Source organism: Pelosinus baikalensis (assembly GCF_020819555.1).
In the GTDB taxonomy this organism is placed as follows: domain Bacteria; phylum Bacillota; class Negativicutes; order DSM-13327; family DSM-13327; genus Pelosinus; species Pelosinus baikalensis.
The window spans coordinates 1-19,940 of the sequence record NZ_JAJHJB010000007.1 but is presented as its reverse complement, the minus strand read 5'-3'; the positions used below and the strand labels follow the sequence as shown (position 1 = coordinate 19,940).

The following is a 19,940-nucleotide window of genomic DNA, read 5'->3' as shown; positions in this document are numbered from 1 at the left end:
TTTAAAAAACTCCTGATTGAATGGAAAGGTGATAATAAGATGGTAAAAGAAGAAAAACCAATTGTAAGAAATAATACATATACCCTGGATATTGTTAGTTTGGGACATAGTGGGGAAGGAGTCGGAAAATATGAAGGGTTTACTGTTTTCGTACCTCATGGGCTACCAGGGGAACAGGTAGAAGTTACAATTACCGAAGTGAAAAAAAGTTATGCAAAAGGCAAGTTAAAAGCAATCCTAAAACCGATAGCTGCACGCTGCCAGCCACGATGCTCCATTTATTATGATTGTGGCGGCTGTCAATTGCAGCATGTTGCTTATAATGAGCAGCTTATTTTGAAAAGGCAAACGGTGATAGACGCTGTGACTCGCATTGGGAAGATCAATGATGTGATAATTCATCCTACGATAGGCGCTGAAGATTCCTGGTATTATCGAAATAAGATGCAATTTCCTATTGGTACGGTGAATGGAAAGGTTGCAGTAGGTTGCTTTGCCCAAGGCACTCATAACATAATTAATACGGAGCATTGTTTTATTCAGCATGAGGCTAATAATCTAGTTGCCCAAGCTTTGCAAGAAATCGTCACAGAGCTTGGTATTAGTACCTATGATGAGCGTACAGGTCGGGGGATTATGCGCCATGTATTAGGACGAGTGGGTACAGCCACTGATGAAGTTATGGTAGTCTTAGTAACTGCAACTCCTGAACTGCCTCACAAAGATCGTATCATTGCTCACTTGCGCCGAAGAGTGCCCAAGTTAGTTAGTGTCATACAAAATATAAACAGCAATAAGACGAATGTAATATTAGGAAATCGGACGAAAACCTTGTGGGGAGAAAATTATATTACGGATACATTAGGCGAATTTACTTTTCATATCTCAGCTCGATCCTTCTTTCAAGTCAACACGAAGCAAGCAGAAGTGCTATACAATAAAGCTGTAGAATATGCAGGACTTTCTGGGGAAGAAACCGTAATTGACGCCTACTGCGGTACTGGAACCATCACATTATTTTTAGCTCGTCATGCAAAAAAGGTATATGGAATCGAAATTGTTGCACCTGCTATTCGTGATGCTCAGCATAATGCACAGATGAATCAAGTTTCTAATGTTGAATTTATTGTTGGCGATGCGGTAGATAGCATGCCCAAAATGTTTAAAGAAGGTATCCGTCCGCAAGTCATTGTCGTTGATCCTCCCAGAGCAGGATGCGATAAACTAGTATTGGAAACCTTTGCAGCTATGCAGGCTAAGCGTATCGTGTATGTATCTTGCAATCCATCCTCTTTAGCCAGAGACTTGGCCTTACTAGAAGAACTGGGGTATAAAACACAAGAAATTCAGCCAATTGACATGTTCTCCCATACGTACCATGTGGAGTCCATAGTCCTGTTGCAAAAGAAAAATTGTTAATGCTATTAGTTTACAAAAGACATAACGTATCGTCTTGAATGAAATTTTTATATTTATACATCACTTAAATCGAGACAATTTAAACGAGGAGATATCATTATGAAATACACAGGATCATGTCTTTGTGGCGAAATTACTTTCGAGATCGAAGGAGAGTTTGAGAGTTTCTTTCTTTGTCATTGTGAGCGCTGCCGTAAAGATACAGGCTCAGCTCATGCCGCTAATCTGTTTTCTTCTACAGCCAAGTTAAGATGGTTGTCGGGTAAAAATAAAGCAAAAACCTTTAACTTAAATTCAGATGGGCACGCGAAAAGCTTCTGCACCAATTGCGGATCGGCACTCCCCAATATTCAGTTGGATGGAAAGTTGTTGGTTGTTCCAGCAGGGTGTGTTGACAGTGATATACACATTAAGCCTCAAGGGCATATTTATTTTGCAAACAAGGCTAACTGGGATAACGACTTAGAGAAAGTACCAAAGTTCGAGCAACTCCCGAAGATTTAACTAACTGCGCACAATTCACTAAATAATTGGTGAAACATGAACTTATCCACCAAGGCTCCACCAGGTCCAACTGTCATCTTTTTTGTCTCCTCAGGCATGTGGAGTGCGTAACTCTACTAACTAGGAATATCAAGGGTTCAGGGGAATAAAAGATCAATCATGTTGGATTTGCCTACCATTTGCCAACGTATTTTTTACTTGGTAGGCAAAATATGAAGATGTAATAGTACGTATGAAACCGTCAAATAGGGCGGTTTCTTTTATGCAAAAAAAAGCAACCACGTCTTGGTGGAAACGTGGTTTGCAAGAGGAAACGGTTTGGCGGATTAGTATAGAAAAATTAACAACCAGAGGAACAATCGTTATTATCGCAACAGAAAAATAATAAGATAATAATTATAATAATAATACAGCCGGAACCGCCGAAGCCATTACGACCACCTCCAAAACCTAAACCCATAAGTATTCCTCCTTTATCGTCAATTAATATATTGTATGATAGCTAAGCAGAAGAGGTGAGTATCATGTGGTGGTATTTATTAATAAATTTGGGGTTGATCCTAGAGGATATCAGCTAATCTTATCTGCTGCCGCTCAATGGAAACCTATTCGACACGTTTTTCACACTCCGCATAAAAATTAAGGGGCCGTGTTGAAACTCTTACGCTTCAAAACGGCCCCTTTTTTAAATGTGTCTACATTTTTTATTTCAGATAAATCTTCATTTGCTCTTTTCCTTTACGACATCATCTCGTGCATTTGCCTCATATAGCCTTGATATATGCTGGGAGTGCAGCCTTAACTGTACTCTCCCTAAAAAAACAATTGACTTGGAGTTAAATCCGAGTGCTAGACTGATTTTAAAGGTGCATAAATGACGATTGAAGCAACTTAAAGGGACTCGTAATGAATCGCCGGGATTTTAAAAGTTGTTGCATCAGTAGGACTAGCTTCGACAATTTTGCCTGGTTATTTTCCCAAATCTAGTAGTCCGGTTTTACCGGATCAAAGTCAGAAAAACAGCCTTCAAGGGGGCCCTCATGGGCAGGCATTTGAAAAACGGTGATAAATCATTCGATACTGCTCTGCTGGGCTAATTCTGTAATACGAGCCCAGTTCGCATTTACGGCAGCCGCAATTTTATTTTTCCCTTCGATGTCCAAATGCAGCCCGTCAACTGCCAATTTCGAAGGAAGGATTCCATTGGTGTATTCCATATCGCGCGCCACATCGATATGTACCTGAGTCCGGATAAAATTGTTAACCAACCGTATTTGCTCCTGCCAGTCCGGAGCCGTGGATTCATTAAATACTTTTTTGATATTGTCCGGATTAATTGGCGGCAGCGTCAAAAATACAGGCCGGATATTGTTGACGAGACATTTTTCTTTCAGGACTTCAAATCTGCTATAACATTTTCCGCTGTTACTCCTCCACGTAGACTGTTTGTACCGGCCAAAATTATGAGATACTGAGGATGGAAAGGTAAAACATCCTGCTCAAATCTCTCAACCATGGTTTGACTGGTATCGCCGCTTTTCCCAAGGTTTACACTTGGAAAATCAAGATAATACTGATAGCTGTACTCCCAATCCGCTGGTGAATAGGAAACACTACCACCACCATGAGTAATGCTATCACCGAATGTCGCCACAGCAACATGCATATTGGGATTAACACTAAATTGTCCGGCATCCGAATACACCTTAACTGGGTTTTCATTCTGGTCAAGCCCCCGCACCCTCCAATAAAACGGTTTCTCGGCAATTCTAGGCTCTTCATCATAGTAGTCAAACCCTATAGCTATAGCTGATTCGATCCTGTGGATGGATGGAGCAACCCCGTTGGGGTTCTCCGGCAAATCATCTAATATTTCAACTTCATACTTTTCAGTTCCTGTGATTGGAATCCATGCATAAACCGGATACAGCAACGTAGCACCAGCGCTCTGATTGAAAATTGAAGTAGGGACAGGTTTTTGAATAACGTCTTGTTGCCGATCGATATATACTTTTTCCGCATCAGAAAAAAAACCTATAGGGTTGCCATCAATATCCAGTCCGCGAACACGCCAATAGAAGGATTCACTCTTGTAATACTTAGATAGGTCAGCGTTAAACCCGTTAACATAGATTTTGTTTGTTGAAAAGAAACAGTTTGGATATGATACGGGTTTATCGGGATTCTCCGGTGGTTTGGTTAATAACTCTATTTCATAAGCCACCGCCCCTTCGATTTTGGTCCAGGTCAGCACAGGTTTTATAGAAGCCGGTTTTTGATGGGAAAAATGAACGGTTGGAACTGGTTTATTTTCCCGTGAATTTGTCCTGCATTCAGCCCATGCAGATACCACCTCGATGGTTTCGGAAATAAAACATCCTGCCCAGAGGAGCGTTGCAAGACTCAATAAGAAGCTGATCAAAAAAGTATTTCTATATAATTTTCTTCTCACAAGTTCCCCTCCTTTACCATTATGAAGAGTTCAATTAAAATACCTGAGCTCATTTGTAGTATTAGCTATGCTGTTCAACTGAATGGATAAAATTTTGAACTACATTTTATGTTACAACTTTGAGTAGACTCAAAGTCAATAGGTCTTATAAAAATTTTTCAAACCCAAACTAGCTCAATAATGCGGCGCGGAAAATCCCACCTAATTTGCAACCCGCGAAAAGCTATCCTGGATTATCCCAGGATAGCTTTTCGAATGTGTCTGTACTTTCTATTTTAGATAATTCTCCATAGCTCTTTATCATCTCGTGCATTTGACTCATATGGCTTTAATAAATGACGAGGGTGTAACTTAAGTGCACTCAAAAAAACACTTGACTGTGAGTTAACTCCAAGTACTAGACTTAATTTCAAGGGGGAAACATGATGATTGCAGGAAAAACAGATATCCAACTATCCGCAATCAACTATTCTCGAAGGTTTGGTAGTTGAGGGCAATAAAATAAAAACCACGCAACCCGAGATAACTAAATGGTTGCGTGAAATTAAAATTATAGAATGAAATAGTTGTACGGCAAAACAAGCAAAAGAAAAAGGTATTATTTACGGGACTGGAGCCTGGAATAAGGGGGACATTAAAGAACAACCTGGAATGAAGCAGGCATATGAAATGGGAAAAAGCGTATAAAATTGGAGGAATAAGATTGGAGCAGAAATCTGTGGCAGCGAAACAGTTATTTACTAATAAGGATTTATTCAAATTATTTTTGCCAGTAATCATAGCGCAGATTTTCGTATACCGGAATATAAGTGGAAAATGGACTACGTTTCATGCAATTTAAACGATAATCTGCTATGTAAGTTATTGGTATTTCGTATTGTCATTACCTGATCGAACGTATGAATAGTTCATAATTTATAGTGAACTCTAAGTGACGCGATATTATTAAAATTGAAAAAACTATTGACTTGGAGCAAACTCCAAGTGATAGAGTTTATATAGCAGGAAGAAAAAAATTATAGACAAGTAAAAACAAGTAAAAAAAGGGGGGTTATTACTATGAAATACAGAAAACTAGGAAAAACAGACATTGAAGTATCAGCAGTTGGGTTAGGCTGCATGGGAATGAGCACTGCTTACGGGCAGAAAAATGATAAAGAAAGTATTGCCACTTTACAATATGCATTAGATCTTGGGATAAACTTCTGGGATACTGCTGATATTTATGGAAACGGCGCAAATGAAGAACTGATTTCTAAAGTGCTGGTTCCGAACCGCAATAAGATTTTTATTGCAACGAAATTTGCTTTCCGTGTAAGAGATACAAAAGGAGATGCATTTGTTGGCGGTGATACTTATCTTGACGCTTCCCCGAAGTGGATGAAGCAGGCCGTTGAGGGCAGTCTCAGACGTTTGAAAATCGATACCATTGATCTTTATTATGCACACCGTGTTGATCCTACTGTTCCTGTAGAAGAAACAGTAGGTGCCATGTCTGAACTGGTAAAGGAAGGAAAAGTGCGGTACTTAGGTTTAAGTGAGTGTACACCAGAGGATTTGAAAAAGGCGTATGCTGTCCACCCGATAACTGCGGTACAAAGTGAATACTCTTTGCTCACCCGTGAAGTGGAAAAAGAGATTCTTCCATTAACAAAAGAGTTAGGTATAACATTCGTTCCGTTTGCTCCGTTAAGTCGTGGATTGATTACAAACAATCTCAATGTGAGTACACTTGCATCAAATGATTTCCGCAAAAATCTGCCACGCTATAATGGAGAATATTTAGATAATAATCAAAAATTAGCATCTGAATTTGCCGAATTTGCCGCAGGTAAAAATTGCACACCTGCGCAGCTTGCCATAGCATGGGTAATGGTACAAAGTGATAACATCATTCCTATTCCTGGAACAAAACGTAGAAAATATCTGGAAGAAAATACAGGTGCGGCAGATGTAACTCTGACTGCTAAGGATCTGGAAGAGATCGAAAACTTATTAAAGAAGTATCCAAATATCGGGCCACGCTACAGTGCCCGTGAGAGCAAATTTGTAAAAAAATAAAAATTAGATACTTTGTATAAGTGAATCGATGTTTAAACTTACCGGTAGCGAACCAGGTGCCTGAAATCAGGTAACTGGTTTGCTGCTTTTGTAAAAAAAAAGAACAGGAGGAAATAAGAGATGGAACAGAAAAAATTAGGATTTGGCTTCATGCGATTACCGGTAAAGGGTCAGGATGATCCGACAAGTATTGATATGGATACATTAAATCAAATGGTAGATACTTTTTTGGAAAGAGGCTTTACTTATTTTGATACAGCTTATATGTATCATGCGGGTAAAAGTGAGATAGCTATTAGAGAGGCTTTGGTAAAGCGTCATAAAAGAGACAGCTTCACGGTAGCCACAAAATTACCAACAATGTTTTTGAAAACCAGAGAAGATCAGGAAAGAATTTTTAACGAGCAGTTAGAAAAATGTGGTGTAGATTACTTCGATTACTATCTTCTTCACAACCTTGGTGTAACGAATTATGAGACAGCTCAAAGATTAGATAGTTTTGCATTTGTTCAAGAAAAGAAAAAAGAAGGAAAAATTAGACAGATGGGATTTTCTTATCATGATCATGCGGATTTATTAGAAGAAATCCTGACAGCACATCCGGAAGTCGATTTTGTCCAGTTGCAGATTAATTATCTGGATTGGGACAATGAAAGCATTCAGTCAAGGAAATGCTACTCCGTTGCCAGAAAACATAATAAATCGGTTATTGTTATGGAACCTGTCAAAGGTGGTAACCTTGCGAAGGTGCCTGAAAAAGCAGAGGAATTATTTAAAGAATATCATCCTGATATGTCCATACCGTCATGGGCTATTCGTTATGCGGCAAGCCTTGAAGGAGTTATGATTGTGTTAAGTGGGATGTCTGACATGGAGCAGTTACTGGACAATACGGGATATATGCAGGAGTTTGAACCATTTGTACAGGAAGAATATGATATTGTAAAAAAGGCTGTAACAATTATTAATGAAGCAATTGCGATTCCATGTACAGCCTGTCAGTACTGTGTAGAGGACTGTCCGAAAAACATAGCCATTCCCAAGTATTTTGCATTATACAATACGGAAAAGCAATCTTTAAAAACAGCGTTTTCGATACAAAAGGTATATTACGATAATTATACAAAAACACATGGAAAAGCATCAGACTGTATCGGATGTAAACAGTGTGAAAGACATTGTCCGCAGCATATTGAGATTGCAAAATCTTTAAAGGATGTAGCGGATACTTTTGAAGCATAACTTCCTTTCCGCAAATAGTTATGGGGGATTACTATGGAATATCGAATAGTAGGAAGAACCGGGATTAAGGTAAGTGCCATTGGTCTTGGCGGTGAGGGATTTGAAAATAAAAGTTATAAAGACTGCGAAGCAATGATTGATTTCGCAATCAAAGAAGGTATTAATTTCATTGACATATATAATTCAAATCCGGAAGTTAGAAGTAATGTTGGCAAAGCGTTACGTAAATATCCTCGAAGCAGCTTTGTTATTCAAGGACATCTAGGTTCTACCTGGGATAACGGACAATATCGGCGTACTAGGGATGTTAATGAAGTCGTCACTGTTTAACCAGGCCGGCAGTTGCTTCCGTAATGGTTGGAGTATCTAATACAAATCAAATACTTGCAGCATCTGCCTATGTTACTACAAGTAATAAAGAGAAAGATTATAGTGAAGTTCTTGCAAATGCTCCAAGAAGTTCATTTAGCGGACATTGTATGTATTGTGGACATTGTGCCCCATGTTCGAAAAAGATAGATATTGCAGCAGTAAATAAATATTTAGATTTAGCATTAATTCAAGAAGATGTTCCTGAAACATTAAAGAATCATTATGACTTATTAGAACATCATGCAAGCGAGTGTATAGAATGTGGGTTATGCAGGTCACCAAATTAATACGATTAATAATACTTGACTTGGAGTTAACTCCAAATGCTATGATATCGGATATTAGGGGGTGAAACCGCATGACGATTACAGAAGTAAGTGAGAAATTTGATATTTCCCAGGATACACTCCGCTATTATGAACGTATCGGACTGCTTCCTCGTGTGAACCGCAATAAAAGCAGAATCAGGGATTATACGGAAGACGACTGTAAGTGGGTCGAATTTATCAAATGTATGCGAAGTGCAGGTCTTCCGATTGAAGTCTTGATTGAGTATATTGGGCTGTTTCAACAGGGTGATGAAACCATTGACGCAAGAAAAGAACTTTTTATAGAGCAGCGCAAGTTACTCATAACAAGAATGGAAGATATGAGGAAAACGCTGGAACGCATGGATTATAAAATTGCCATGTTTGAACGCGCAATAGTTGAAAAAGAAAAAGAACTAATAAGGCCGGAAGAGTAGTTTTGTGGGGGAAAAGGTCTTGTATTATCTTCGCTATCAAATTCATGCTTCAGGTAAAAGAATTAAGGAATAAGATTGAGAAAAAAATAATTAAAGCAGACCGTTCTTGTCATGGCAACCTCTTAGTATTTCTACATTATAAGTGAACAGATAAAGTAAGGAGATGCTTAAGATGAATCAATGCAGAGAATTTGCATATTTTAATTACAAATTAGGGTTTACTAAGTCTACTCCAAAACCATCTTTTCGGAGAATTATATGAAAAGGTGGTTAAGAAAAATGCTATTAGCTTCGCTAATAGGCCTTGCCATGTTATCTCTTGGTATAGGTCTTTATCTACAGCAGCCTAAGTATGGAGCATTGCCTGAAGGTTCCCGCCTTGAAAGAATCAAAAGTTCGTCTAATTACCTTGACGGGCAATTTCAGAATTTAATTCCCACTCCTCAACGCATCGAAGGAACCAGTTCTGCTTCTTTGTGGTGGGAGTATCTTTTTACCAAAAAAGAACGTTTAACACCGACAGATTCCATTCCTTCAATAAAAACAGATCTGATGACCTTGGACAAAAGTAAGGATGTAGTTATTTGGTTGGGACATTCTTCGTACTTTATGCAGCTTGGAGGCAAAAGGCTTCTGATTGATCCTGTATTTAGTTCTTATGCAGCGCCTGTTTCTTTCGTAAACAAGGCCTTTGAGGGAACCAATCAATACACAGCTGAAGATATGCCGGAAATCGATTATTTGCTTATTTCTCACGATCATTGGGATCACCTGGATTATCCCACTATTACCGCTCTGAAACCCAAAATTAAAAATGTGATCTGCGGTTTAGGAGTAGGTGCCTATTTTGAACAATGGGGCTTTGCAAAAGACCTTATACATGAGGCTGACTGGTTTACTGCACTGGAACTGGAAAATGATTTCATTATCCATGTATTGCCTGCACGCCATTATTCTGGGCGCATGCTGACCAGAAACAAGACTTTATGGACAGGCTTTGCACTGGTAACTCCACAGCACCAAGTTTTTATCAGTGGCGACAGTGGTTATGGGCAGCATTTTAAGCAAATTGGAGAAAGCTTAAATGGATTTGACCTTGTTATTTTAGATAACGGCCAGTACGACAAAAATTGGCCGTATATACATATGACACCGGAAGAGGCGGTACAGGCTGCCGAAGACCTAAAGGCCAAAGCCTTGTTGCCAGCGCACGTAGGAAAATTTGCCATTGCCAACCATCCTTGGGATGAACCGTTTGAACGAATAACTCATGCTAGTAAGAATAAGAAATACAGGCTTCTTACTCCAATGATCGGACAGCCGATAGAGCTTGAAAATCAGCAACAACACTTTTCTCCTTGGTGGGAAAGGGCCAAATAATGATAGAACTTCCTTTTGGTACGATTCCAGAGTGAAAACAACCCCCGCTTTGAGGCTGAGGCCTGAAAGCGGGGGTTGTTTGTGTATATCGCCGCAATAAAGTTGCTGATTTTGGATAGCAAAGCAGAAGTTTATGATGAAATTTTTTTAGGATCTTTGTTGAATCAGTCTTACGGTATAATAAGTCACGCAGACATAAAGCCCCATGATGGACAGGTAATCAACAGAAAAAAACACAAGGGATTGGTCAAAGTTCCAAAAATCATAGGTATAATATAAAATCAGCTTAGAACCCACGTCTCTGTTAAAAGAAGCATACACTCCATATACAGTGATCAATACCGCCATAATTCGCAAGGTAAATGTGCGGTTACGGTTCGGAGCAGTAATATTTGCCAGCTTTCGCGCCGTATCCATAATCACTCCCCAGTGCATTCCAAGATGCACGGATATGAGGATAAATCCCCAATATGTGGACAGCATATGCAGCTTTCGTGCGAATAAGCCACCATTTAGGTCCATAAATGCAAACACGGTGCGAGAGAACATTACGCCGCTTATCATCAGTGCCAGCATCGCTGCAAGAAGAAGAATATTGACCGCTGTATGAAGAACACGAAGTGTATTGTACCTTCCTTTCAGAAGTGTTTTATACCATCCCCAATTCAAAATATTGTGGACAATAAACAGTATAAACAGGGAAACGCCTAACAGCTCATGGATTGTGTTTCCGGTAAGGCGGCAAGCCATTAATACCAGCATGAGAATGGTCATAACGAGATCAATAACCATCTTGCAAAGCGTTTTTGTCTTCAAAAAATCTCCCCTTTCTGTAATAAACAAAAATTAGGATGCCTATCCAACCACGCAGCCAGCAGCAGATCCACATAGCATGTGACGCTGACTGGCCCGAAATCCACTTTGTGTTTTTCGAGTCTGGATAATTATGCTAGTTTATCATTCCAAGTTTGCGCAGCCACGCGGATACATCATTCCGTGCGTTTTTCGCATCCGATCCTCTGATTGCAAGACCATCAAGGATAGTGGCTTGCGGGCAAAGCGCACGGATATCGTTGACACTTCGACCAAGGCCGCTTCCTTCGTGGGTGCTGAAGGGTATGATGGTTTTCCCGGAGAAATTATATCCCTCCCAAAAGGTAAATACGGCCATTGGCATTGTACCCCACCAGTTGGGATAACCAACGAAAACCACATCATAAGAATCCATATTTTTAACCTCTGCTGTAAGCTTTGGCCTGGAGTTATTTTCCTGTTCTCGTTTCGCCTGATCAACGGTCCCGTTGTAATCTGCGGGATACGGGTTTACCGTCACGATTTCAAAGAGATCGCCGCCGACGTTTTCGTGAATTTGGTTGGCAATTTCACGAGTGTTGCTGGTGCGCGAAAAATAAGCGATAAGAATCTTTTTTCTTGTCGAATCCATCTGTTTTTGATCCCCACTTTCAGTTTTTGTATTTAGCGGACTGGTTTTTTCCTGAGCGGCAACATTGGGGCCATTGCCCGCCTGAACGCCACTATTATTTCCACTGCAGGCAGTGAGGGAGAGGGCCATTATCAATGTAAGGGCCAACGCTAACATTTTTTTCATGACGTGATCCTCCTTAATTATTACTGATCCACAAATATATTGCTGCTGTAATCACCTATGAGGTCAAAATTAACCCTCTAAACCTCAACAGCTTTTTTCATCTTACAGGATGGTGTTAACTCCAAGTCAAGAAAAAATTCGAAAAATTTTTCTCTTGACATAGAGTTAACTCTAGATTGTACAATAACAAAAAAGATGCAACATAAGTAAAAAAATGTATATGTTTGGCTGTAGCGCGCTGCGAAAATTACACGGAGGCGGCAAAGTTATTAATCCAATATAGTAGGGCAACAGCCGGTAATTTTTTAACACTGTGTAAAGTTTAAAAGTAAAGGAGATACTATCATGAGAAAAAAACTAGCTGCGATTTTAACAGGCATTTTTATTTCAGTGTTTAGTCTGACAACTGTTTCCCAGGCACAGACTACAAATAACCAAGGCTTGAACGCAAAACAGCAGGGTATCGTCACAATTGCGGCCTTCACAGCCAAAGGCGATTTGGAGAAGCTGAAAACAGCTTTGAACGAAGGACTGGATGCCGGGTTGACTGTTAATGAAATCAAAGAAGTCCTCGTGCAGATGTACGCCTATTGTGGTTTCCCGCGCAGCCTAAACGGAATCAGTACCTTTATGAGCGTCATGGAAGAACGCAAAGCCAAAGGCATCAAGGACGAGATTGGTAAGGAAGCAAGCCCCTTGCCTACCAACAAAAGCAGAATCGAACTCGGAACAGAAATTCAGACAAGCTTGATAGGAGCACCTGCCAGCGGGGCAATTTATACTTTCACTCCAGCAATAGACGCCTTCTTGAAAGACCACCTATTTGGTGACATCTTCGGACGCGACAATATCGATTTCCAGAGCAGGGAGATCGCGACCATTTCGGCCCTAGCCAGCATGGAAGGTGTCAACAGCCAGCTTCAGTCACATTTCAAAGTCGGGTTTAATACTGATCTGACTGAAGCTCAGATGATGAGCCTGATATCCGTGCTCGAAGCTAAAGTTGGTAAAAAAGAAGCCGATAATGCCAAAGAAGTTTTGAATATAGTTTTGAGCAACAGATAACGCTACTGGCATCATGTGGGATATGAGGTCTGCATTCAGAGATGGTCTTTGAGGTACACTTTTTTTCAGGCCTAAAACAAGGCTGTCGACAAAGTATTGTCGGCAGCCTTGAATATTTCTTGTATAAATGTTAAGAGGTGATCGCAATGAAAGTGGTAGCATTCAATGAAGCCCACGTCCAGATGGAAATACTGCGGCGATTATAAAAGTCTCGAGAAGTGCGGAAATCAGACGTAAATTGTGCAGAGTGTTGGGAATTTACTGCTCTTTCCTGTATAGTACAAGACATTCTATAACTATTTACGCAGAACATACTTTACTAAGAGGATACTGATTTCATACAAAAGTATCATAGGAACCGCAATCATCGTTTGAGAAAATACGGCCGGTGTCGGCGAAACAACAGCACCGACCACAAAGGCCAACACCAAAACCATTTTGCACTTCCTTTTTAAAGAAGAAGAACTGATAATACCCAACTTTGCCAACAACAGTATAACAAAGGCAACTCAAAAATAAAGCCAAACGGCAGCAGGAGAGAAATAACAAATGACAGATACTCTCCTAACGAAAAAACATGGGCTGCAGACTTTCCGTTGCAAAGTTCAAAAAAAACTGTATGCCAGCCGGCAAAACAAAAAAATAAGAGAAAAGGATACCGATAAAAAATAAAACTACGGACGACGGTGTTGCAGAAAGCGGAGTATCGAGGGGCTCCTCGTCATACTGCGATGGTGTGGTCATAACTCTGCCTCACTTTTTTTCTTCTGCCTTTACTTCGTTCTTTAATTCCTTGATCTCTTCTTTAGCACTTTCCCCGCTGGTAGCACTGCGAAATTCCTGAATACCCCTTCCTAGCGCCTTGCCAACTTCGGGAAGTTTCCCCGGTCCGAACACTACTAAAGCAATCACCAAGATTAATATTAATTCCGTCATGCCCATATTAAACATATCTACATCACCTTCATTCTATAAAGTATTGTTTTATATTTTATGTTACAACTTTGAGTGTACTCAAAGTCAATAAATTTTATAAATATTTTTTTCACAGCCTTAACTGTACTCTTCCTAAAAAAAACACTTGACTTGGAGCTAAATCAAAGTGCTAGACTGAATTTCAATTGGTAAACATGACGATAAGATTATGGCTTCATCGGTTCAGGTAGGAGGAGGATTTGTGAAATGTACTCATGGTATTATCCCCATTCCTGCTCCGGCAACTATTGAAATTTTAAAGAATATTCCCGTGAAATCAGGTATAGTACCTTTTGAAACGACTACGCCTACTGGGGCCGCGATATTGGCGGCAAATGTGGATACATTTACAGACCATATGGACTTTTCAGTAGAAAAGATTGGCTATGGGATAGGTCATAGAGAGCTTGAGATTCCTAACGTTTTAAGAATATATCTTGGCTACGAAGATAGAAATGATAAGAGAGAAGAGCATACAAAAGAGGTTTGCAAAATGATGGAGGCTAACGAGTTTTAATGCGACACTAGGAAACCAATAATGCAGTCTATATCTTAAGATATTCCAGGAGGAAGACGCGTAACGGTGAACCCGATGACAAATTCAGAATCAATGATTTTCTCGATATGGCGGGAGACGTGACGGGTTTGTATTCGGTTCCCCTGTACATTATGCGTCTGCAGGAGGTGCCATTACTTCATTTTTAGACCGCGTTTTCTTTGCTGATCGATGTTCTGGTAAACAAATTTTTTATTTGAAACCTGCAGCCGCTATTGTTTCTGCCAGAAGGGCGGGAAGACGCGAACAAAAACACGCTAAACTTCTGCAATATGCAGAACGTGTATGGCATATAGAAAGTGGCAGCGAAGAGGAAAAAGTAGACTTGGCAATTCAGAAAACTAGAGAATTCTTTGAAAGCCTTGGTGCCAAAACTCATCTGTCCCAATATGGCGTCGGAGCTGATAAAATACCAGTTGTTATTGAACAACTAAAGGCTCATGGGATGATAGCACTTTCGGAAACTCAGGATCTTACATTGGATATAAGCCACAAGATTCTTGAAAGAGCAGTGTGACTTTCTTTCATGACTTACGCCCTGTCTGCTAGTAAGGTGTTTTAAAGCTATAAGACTTTGCGAACGTGATCGTGTATATTTTTGGCTGCTATTTAAAAACTCTTGACTTGGAGTTAACTCCAAATGCTATGATATCGGATATCAGGAGGTGAAACCGCGTGACGATTACAGAAGTAAGTGAAAAATTTGATGTTTCACAGGATACACTCCGCTATTATGAACGCATCGGACTGCTTCCTCGTGTGAACCGCAATAAAAGCAGAATCAGGGATTATACTGAAGAAGACTGTAAGTGGGTCGAATTTATCAAATGTATGCGAAGTGCAGGTCTTCCGATTGAAGTCTTGATTGAGTATATTGGGCTGTTTCAACAGGGTGATGAAACCATTGAGGCAAGAAAAGAACTCTTTATCGAGCAGCGTAAGCAGATAATAAAAAGAATGGAAGATATGAGGAAAACGCTGGAACGCCTGGATTATAAAATTGCAAGCTATGAACAAGCAATAATTGAAAAAGAAAAAGCACTAAAAAGACCGGAGGATTAGTTTTGTGGGTAAAAAGGTATTGAATTGAATAAGGACAAATCGACTTGAACTTTGATCAACTACACCTGTCAGAATATAGATTATGTTAAATGTGATAATCATCAGGCAGTATCGCAGGTATTATTAATCCAATGAGATAATCTGCAAAGAAAAAGGAAAGGAGTTGACTCATGATTAAGCTTGAAGAAAAGTTAAATAAGCTGATAAACCTCTTAAAACAAAGGGAAAGCGTTGTAGTAGGCTTCTCTGGCGGCTGCTGCTGCTTATAATGCGTTAGGTGATAAAGCTATCGCTATTACTGCCTGTTCCGAAACTCTTCCGCAAAATGAGGTAGAGGACGCTGTTGTTTTTGCCGGGCAAATTGGGATAAAGCATAAACTGATGACCATCAGTGAATTGGAAAGTCCTGAGTTTGTCTCCAGATGCGGCGCGTTGCTACTATTGTAAAAAGGTGAGGTTTTCAGCATTAGCCGCCTGGGCAGAAGAACAGGGTTACAAATGGGTGCTTGAAGGCTCCAATGCCGATGATGTTGCCGGTTTTCGTCCTGGGATGAAGGCGGTGAACGAAATGGCCGGTGTCAGTAGCCCGTTACTGGAGGCTGGCTTAACCAAACAGGATATCAGGCGACTTTCCAAAGAGTGGGGTCTACCTACTTACAATAAGCCCAGTGCGGCCTGTCTATCTTCAAGAATTGCCTATGGGTTACCGGTTACTGCCGAACGTTTAAAGCAGGTAGAGACAGCAGAGGCATTGCTCAAGAAAAACTTTTCTGGTCAGATTCGGGTCCGGCATCATGGGAATTTAGCCCGCATTGAGTTGCAGCTGGAGCAGTTTGCTTCGCTGGCAAACCTGGTAACTACAAATGAGATTGTAAGTGAAATAAAAAAAAAGGATTTACGTATGTTACGCTGGATATTTCGGGTTATCAGATGGGGAGTATGAATCAAATGGTCGGAAAATAATGGGATATTAAGAGAGTTAACTACTGTAATGAGTTTGCTCTTTTTTTTATTGTAATACACGGGTTAAAGTGAGTTGCTTTAACCCGTGTATTTCTTAATATAAGTATAAGCTATATTAACGTGGACAGCAGCCTTGTCTCGGCCAGCAGCCTTTCCAAGGCCAGCAACCTCTTCTCGGCCAACAGCTCTGCCTTGGCCAGCAGAATCGTCTTGGCCAGCAGACTTGATCCGGCCAACAGTCTCTTCTAGGTCGGCAACACCAAGGAGAGCAAGAATCACTAGGATAGCAAGAATCACTAGGATAGCATCCTAGGCCGAATTCCCATAAATTTGATGCATACAGTTTTTTCCTGGAATTCGGGTCTTCTTCCCAATCTTCAATCTCAGGATCTTCCCATTTACGATAATCCATGAATAGTATCACCTCCTAAATACTGATAGAAGTATCGTTTATACATAATATGATCTATAGTAAATAAGAGTGATTTATCTGTTGGCTATAAAAAATACTGACTGCTTAAAACAAGCAGCCAGTAGATTATTGCTATGTAAGCAATTGTACTACTGTATCATATTCGTTTCATTGCTTTATGTGCAATAAAATAAAAAAAGAGCTCTCCTTAGGAGAGCCATAAAAAAATGGGAGAGAAGAAGTGTTAAAAAACGACAAGAGAGGTCGTCAATAAGAGTATGTCCAGGTAAATCGTATTCTATACTTACCCATCCATTAATTAATAAAGAAGATCTAATGAACCTTCAAATCTTCAGCAGATAATCTATATAAGTGCACTGTAGCAAGAAGGATAAAATTGAATTTGGCTGGTTTCGATAACTTCTCTAATTTAAGAACCTTATGATACTGATAAAAATTTTGTAATTATCTGATGATTTTAATTTTAACAGGATAATATTACCTCTTATTGGATAAGATAGAAGTATATTCGGAATCATCAGACAATAAAGGGAGAGGGTTATCATAAGTAAGAGTACAGATTTTACTACTCCAATATTCAGTAACGACAAAACTTCAGCAATTGTTGTATCTAATGATGGATTTTTTTTCTTAAATTTTAAAACAAAACAAGGTAAAATTATTGGCAAGACCAAAAATGAAGCGATGGAACAACTAAGCAACATGGAAAAGGTTGAAGATTTTCCAGACTTCTAAATCTAAGACCAAATTTCTTTAGGATTTTTTGCTGATTGAGGCGTAGTATTAAAGGATAATTAAAGATAATGGATTTAAAACCGAAATGTGTTTACTTCAATAACTATTTACCCGATTTTACGATCAAATTTTTACGTTAAAAAGTTTAATGTTCATTACTAGCAAGAGCATCTTTTAAGGTGCTTTTTCTTATACTTTAAAATATAAATTTAGTAGTATCAAAAAAGGAAATTTTAATTGACAATCATTATCAAATGGCATGTATTTATATCAATAGCAAAAAATGATGTATTGCAATAACATCTGAAACCATGTCTGAGGAGAAAAAACTCCAGGACATGGTTTTGCTTTTGGTATAGGTAGAATTTATTATATCAATAATCATATTGTCTTAGGTGAGGCGTTTGTAGCCCATTATATTATACCTCCAAAAAAGGAAGCAACAATTGCGAGTAATATCCATACGTAAATCATTATAGCTAGGATCATCTTCCATGGTGTCTTAGAACGAAAACCTGGCAGTTGTCTCCAATTTGGTATTGGCTGCTCAACCTCTAGAGCTATTTTATAGCCGCAATTGGGACAATATAAGAAATTAAATTGTGTATTTGTACCGCACATTGGACATTTCATGTTAACACCCCCTTAGTAATGCTTTATAATTGTCTTTTCATTACTTTACATAGCGACTTTCTATTGGCACCGTTATTTCTTCATTACATAGTATAGTAGTAAACAGATTATTTGAGGTGGTTGGGCATGGCTTTGGAGGATTCGGTCATGGCATCAGCTATGATTGTAGTTTTAGTTTCAGGTATGGAGTTGATCATATCTTCGGACATACCTTTAAACACGTCAATTATGGTCTCGACTATGGAATTGCTTAAGGTTTCAGGGATCATAGTTATTGCTAGATTTCTCGCAAAATAATAAGAGTAGTAAGAGTAGCCGTCTATCTTTGATTTTAAGGTAGGCGGCTATTATTTGTTCTCGTCACATTTTCGTCATAGTTTTTTTGTAATATAAAAGTAGGTGATCGACAGGTAGTGGTTTATAAAACTTTATACATAATTCCATAATAATATTAATGCTTATCTAGAAGTAAGGAGGTGATATTATGATTTTAGGAGATTGGTTATTTAACATAGTCCATATTATATTGACTGCAGGCTTAGTATTATATTTATATAGTCTTAGCGAATTATCAGATAAATAGTCGTTAATTAAGAAGGATGGAACAAGGATATAGTCATAGAACAAGGTCTGGTTCTTCATTTGTTGTTAAATATATATAGTTTTGTGTTTAGATTGTAATAACTATCCTATATTATAAATATAAAAGTATATATATTAATTGTTGAAAAGATACGAAGAGGTGACTTATGGATCATAATAGAAAGGAATTTGAATGGCGCAACCATCCAATTGTAATTTTTGCAGGAGTATTGGTGGTATATACTGCGGGCAGCTCAATTATTACATTGTTTAGTTAGTATAATTCAAAAACTGTTAGTGTGCATTTTTTAATATCATGAATCGTCTATCTTCAAGCTAGACGATTACTTTATTTTCGCCGTTTATAGAGATAGAGTTGACAAAGAATGAAATAGTGTTAGCATCAGTTATTGTGATGGAAGGTGCTGAAAGTGCAACATTGAACTCCTTAAAAGAATTTACCCATCATTTGAGAAAGCATTTCGTTTTTTGTAATATAAACTTTGTTGGAATAATTAGTGTAATAAGTGTTGACATAGAGTAGTAGCTCGTGTTACTATAAGCAAGCTGCTAAACACGACAGCAAAAAAACAAAAAAATATTGACAAAGATTTTTTAAAATGATATACTTTAAAAGTTGTCGCCAAAAACGATGGCGATGTTATGAAAATATGTGTTCCTTGAAAACTAAACAATGTAAGTAAGGTTAAAATAAGCCAGATGTGCGGTACTCGTTTGGAGTACAAAACAGTTGGTTCATGCAAATGAACTGACATAAACAATTTGTTTTTTAAAGAGCCATCAAGGTTCTTCATAAATAAACTTTTATGGAGAGTTTGATCCTGGCTCAGGACGAACGCTGGCGGCGTGCCTAACACATGCAAGTCGAACGGAGATTTCAGCAATGGAATTTTAGTGGCGAACGGGTGAGTAACGCGTAGACAACCTACCTTCTAGCTGGGGACAACACTGCGAAAGTGGTGCTAATACCGAATGTTGTATTTTGAGTGCATACTTAAGATACTAAAGGTGGCCTCTATTTATAAGCTATCACTAGAAGATGGGTCTGCGTCTGATTAGCTAGTTGGTGAGGTAATGGCTCACCAAGGCGACGATCAGTAGCCGGTCTGAGAGGATGAACGGCCACACTGG

22 protein-coding genes, 1 rRNA gene and 2 pseudogenes are annotated in these 19,940 nt (G+C 39.1%); 16 read left to right on the top strand and 9 right to left on the bottom strand.

What is annotated here, in order from left to right; genetic code table 11:
- Positions 1-39: 39 nt before the first annotated feature.
- From rlmD to LMF89_RS25690, 3 genes are all read left to right on the top strand, one after another.
- Entirely contained in the window at positions 40-1,419 is a 1,380-nt protein-coding gene (gene rlmD / locus LMF89_RS07645; protein WP_229534492.1) for a 23S rRNA (uracil(1939)-C(5))-methyltransferase RlmD, read from the top strand.
- 99 nt (positions 1,420-1,518) lie between these two features.
- The gene (locus LMF89_RS07650; RefSeq protein ID WP_229534491.1) at positions 1,519-1,923 is read left to right on the top strand and encodes a GFA family protein; all 405 of its coding nucleotides are present in this window, start codon (positions 1,519-1,521) and stop codon (positions 1,921-1,923) included.
- A gap of 262 nt (positions 1,924-2,185) precedes the next feature.
- Entirely contained in the window at positions 2,186-2,308 is a 123-nt protein-coding gene (locus LMF89_RS25690) for a hypothetical protein (protein WP_007957618.1), read from the top strand.
- A 685-nt stretch (positions 2,309-2,993) separates the two neighbouring features.
- Here the strand turns inward: LMF89_RS25690 and LMF89_RS07655 are convergent.
- Both LMF89_RS07655 and LMF89_RS26155 read right to left on the bottom strand, forming a co-directional pair.
- Positions 2,994-3,191, bottom strand: a complete 198-nt coding sequence (locus LMF89_RS07655) for a hypothetical protein (protein ID WP_229534490.1) — start codon at positions 3,189-3,191, stop codon at positions 2,994-2,996.
- Between the two features lie 122 nt (positions 3,192-3,313).
- Positions 3,314-4,375, bottom strand: coding sequence for a GDSL-type esterase/lipase family protein (locus tag LMF89_RS26155; protein ID WP_229534489.1), 1,062 nt, complete (start codon positions 4,373-4,375; stop codon positions 3,314-3,316).
- Between the two features lie 703 nt (positions 4,376-5,078).
- On the opposite strand from LMF89_RS26155, the gene LMF89_RS07665 reads away from it, so the two are divergent.
- From LMF89_RS07665 to LMF89_RS07695, 7 genes are all read left to right on the top strand, one after another.
- Positions 5,079-5,216, top strand: a complete 138-nt coding sequence (locus LMF89_RS07665) for a hypothetical protein (RefSeq protein WP_229534488.1) — start codon at positions 5,079-5,081, stop codon at positions 5,214-5,216.
- 218 nt (positions 5,217-5,434) lie between these two features.
- On the top strand, positions 5,435-6,436 hold the full coding sequence (locus tag LMF89_RS07670; RefSeq protein ID WP_229534487.1) for an aldo/keto reductase: 1,002 nt from the start codon (positions 5,435-5,437) through the stop codon (positions 6,434-6,436).
- Between the two features lie 120 nt (positions 6,437-6,556).
- Entirely contained in the window at positions 6,557-7,678 is a 1,122-nt protein-coding gene (locus LMF89_RS07675) for an aldo/keto reductase (RefSeq protein WP_229534486.1), read from the top strand.
- Positions 7,679-7,711: 33 nt separating this feature from the next.
- Entirely contained in the window at positions 7,712-8,008 is a 297-nt protein-coding gene (locus LMF89_RS07680) for an aldo-keto reductase family protein (protein ID WP_229534485.1), read from the top strand.
- A gap of 23 nt (positions 8,009-8,031) precedes the next feature.
- A complete protein-coding gene (locus LMF89_RS07685; RefSeq protein WP_229534484.1) occupies positions 8,032-8,337 on the top strand; it encodes a hypothetical protein in 306 nt (101 codons plus the stop codon).
- Positions 8,338-8,408: 71 nt separating this feature from the next.
- The gene (locus tag LMF89_RS07690) at positions 8,409-8,795 is read left to right on the top strand and encodes a MerR family transcriptional regulator (RefSeq protein WP_229534483.1); all 387 of its coding nucleotides are present in this window, start codon (positions 8,409-8,411) and stop codon (positions 8,793-8,795) included.
- A gap of 279 nt (positions 8,796-9,074) precedes the next feature.
- On the top strand, positions 9,075-10,175 hold the full coding sequence (locus LMF89_RS07695) for an MBL fold metallo-hydrolase (protein WP_369412566.1): 1,101 nt from the start codon (positions 9,075-9,077) through the stop codon (positions 10,173-10,175).
- A 147-nt stretch (positions 10,176-10,322) separates the two neighbouring features.
- Here the strand turns inward: LMF89_RS07695 and LMF89_RS07700 are convergent, their stop codons facing one another.
- Positions 10,323-10,991, bottom strand: a complete 669-nt coding sequence (locus tag LMF89_RS07700) for a DUF4405 domain-containing protein (protein WP_229534481.1) — start codon at positions 10,989-10,991, stop codon at positions 10,323-10,325.
- Positions 10,992-11,124: 133 nt separating this feature from the next.
- On the bottom strand, positions 11,125-11,784 hold the full coding sequence (locus tag LMF89_RS07705; protein WP_229534480.1) for a flavodoxin: 660 nt from the start codon (positions 11,782-11,784) through the stop codon (positions 11,125-11,127).
- 345 nt (positions 11,785-12,129) lie between these two features.
- Between LMF89_RS07705 and LMF89_RS07710 the strand changes: the two genes are divergently transcribed.
- Positions 12,130-12,849, top strand: coding sequence for a carboxymuconolactone decarboxylase family protein (locus tag LMF89_RS07710; RefSeq protein ID WP_229534479.1), 720 nt, complete (start codon positions 12,130-12,132; stop codon positions 12,847-12,849).
- A gap of 296 nt (positions 12,850-13,145) precedes the next feature.
- Here the strand turns inward: LMF89_RS07710 and LMF89_RS26160 are convergent.
- The 3 genes and pseudogenes from LMF89_RS26160 to LMF89_RS07720 all read right to left on the bottom strand — a co-directional run.
- Positions 13,146-13,441 (bottom strand): annotated as a pseudogene (locus tag LMF89_RS26160) (twin-arginine translocase subunit TatC); the annotation flags it as partial.
- Positions 13,414-13,593, bottom strand: a complete 180-nt coding sequence (locus LMF89_RS26165) for a twin-arginine translocase subunit TatC (RefSeq protein ID WP_229534478.1) — start codon at positions 13,591-13,593, stop codon at positions 13,414-13,416. The gene LMF89_RS26165 and the pseudogene LMF89_RS26160, both read right to left, overlap by 28 nt.
- 9 nt (positions 13,594-13,602) lie before the next feature.
- A complete protein-coding gene (locus LMF89_RS07720; RefSeq protein ID WP_229534477.1) occupies positions 13,603-13,800 on the bottom strand; it encodes a twin-arginine translocase TatA/TatE family subunit in 198 nt (65 codons plus the stop codon).
- A gap of 193 nt (positions 13,801-13,993) precedes the next feature.
- Here LMF89_RS07720 and larC point away from each other — a divergent pair, with 193 nt between their 5' ends.
- From larC to larE, 4 genes and pseudogenes are all read left to right on the top strand, one after another.
- The gene (larC, locus tag LMF89_RS07725) at positions 13,994-14,341 is read left to right on the top strand and encodes a nickel pincer cofactor biosynthesis protein LarC (protein WP_255711070.1); all 348 of its coding nucleotides are present in this window, start codon (positions 13,994-13,996) and stop codon (positions 14,339-14,341) included.
- Positions 14,342-14,474: 133 nt separating this feature from the next.
- Positions 14,475-14,897 (top strand): annotated as a pseudogene (locus LMF89_RS07730) (NAD(P)H-dependent oxidoreductase); the annotation flags it as partial.
- 158 nt (positions 14,898-15,055) lie between these two features.
- Positions 15,056-15,442, top strand: a complete 387-nt coding sequence (locus LMF89_RS07735; RefSeq protein ID WP_229534475.1) for a MerR family transcriptional regulator — start codon at positions 15,056-15,058, stop codon at positions 15,440-15,442.
- Positions 15,443-15,833: 391 nt separating this feature from the next.
- Entirely contained in the window at positions 15,834-16,385 is a 552-nt protein-coding gene (larE, locus tag LMF89_RS07740; RefSeq protein WP_500797126.1) for an ATP-dependent sacrificial sulfur transferase LarE, read from the top strand.
- Between the two features lie 98 nt (positions 16,386-16,483).
- Here larE and LMF89_RS07745 read toward each other — a convergent pair whose 3' ends face one another.
- Together LMF89_RS07745 and LMF89_RS07750 are read right to left on the bottom strand one after the other, a co-directional pair.
- Positions 16,484-16,702, bottom strand: a complete 219-nt coding sequence (locus tag LMF89_RS07745) for a hypothetical protein (RefSeq protein WP_229534473.1) — start codon at positions 16,700-16,702, stop codon at positions 16,484-16,486.
- Positions 16,703-17,987: 1,285 nt separating this feature from the next.
- Positions 17,988-18,206, bottom strand: coding sequence for a hypothetical protein (locus LMF89_RS07750; RefSeq protein ID WP_229534472.1), 219 nt, complete (start codon positions 18,204-18,206; stop codon positions 17,988-17,990).
- Between the two features lie 1,406 nt (positions 18,207-19,612).
- Here LMF89_RS07750 and LMF89_RS07755 point away from each other — a divergent pair.
- Positions 19,613-19,940 (top strand): 16S ribosomal RNA (locus tag LMF89_RS07755); the annotation flags it as partial.

Excerpts from the sequence above, each read along its gene's own strand:
- LMF89_RS07750 (WP_229534472.1), bottom strand. The coding sequence starts at position 18,206 with ATGAAATGTCCAATGTGCGGTACAAATACACAATTTAATTTCTTATAT.
- LMF89_RS07685 (WP_229534484.1), top strand. The coding sequence starts at position 8,032 with ATGGTTGGAGTATCTAATACAAATCAAATACTTGCAGCATCTGCCTAT.
- LMF89_RS25690 (WP_007957618.1), top strand. The coding sequence starts at position 2,186 with ATGCAAAAAAAAGCAACCACGTCTTGGTGGAAACGTGGTTTGCAAGAG.
- rlmD (WP_229534492.1), top strand. The coding sequence starts at position 40 with ATGGTAAAAGAAGAAAAACCAATTGTAAGAAATAATACATATACCCTG.
- LMF89_RS07680 (WP_229534485.1), top strand. The coding sequence starts at position 7,712 with ATGGAATATCGAATAGTAGGAAGAACCGGGATTAAGGTAAGTGCCATT.
- LMF89_RS26165 (WP_229534478.1), bottom strand. The coding sequence starts at position 13,593 with ATGACCACACCATCGCAGTATGACGAGGAGCCCCTCGATACTCCGCTT.
- LMF89_RS07720 (WP_229534477.1), bottom strand. The coding sequence starts at position 13,800 with ATGTTTAATATGGGCATGACGGAATTAATATTAATCTTGGTGATTGCT.
- larC (WP_255711070.1), top strand. The coding sequence starts at position 13,994 with ATGGCTTCATCGGTTCAGGTAGGAGGAGGATTTGTGAAATGTACTCAT.
- LMF89_RS07705 (WP_229534480.1), bottom strand. The coding sequence starts at position 11,784 with ATGAAAAAAATGTTAGCGTTGGCCCTTACATTGATAATGGCCCTCTCC.
- LMF89_RS07695 (WP_369412566.1), top strand. The coding sequence starts at position 9,075 with ATGCTATTAGCTTCGCTAATAGGCCTTGCCATGTTATCTCTTGGTATA.
- LMF89_RS07650 (WP_229534491.1), top strand. The coding sequence starts at position 1,519 with ATGAAATACACAGGATCATGTCTTTGTGGCGAAATTACTTTCGAGATC.
- LMF89_RS07675 (WP_229534486.1), top strand. The coding sequence starts at position 6,557 with ATGGAACAGAAAAAATTAGGATTTGGCTTCATGCGATTACCGGTAAAG.
- LMF89_RS07690 (WP_229534483.1), top strand. The coding sequence starts at position 8,409 with ATGACGATTACAGAAGTAAGTGAGAAATTTGATATTTCCCAGGATACA.
- LMF89_RS07670 (WP_229534487.1), top strand. The coding sequence starts at position 5,435 with ATGAAATACAGAAAACTAGGAAAAACAGACATTGAAGTATCAGCAGTT.
- LMF89_RS07710 (WP_229534479.1), top strand. The coding sequence starts at position 12,130 with ATGAGAAAAAAACTAGCTGCGATTTTAACAGGCATTTTTATTTCAGTG.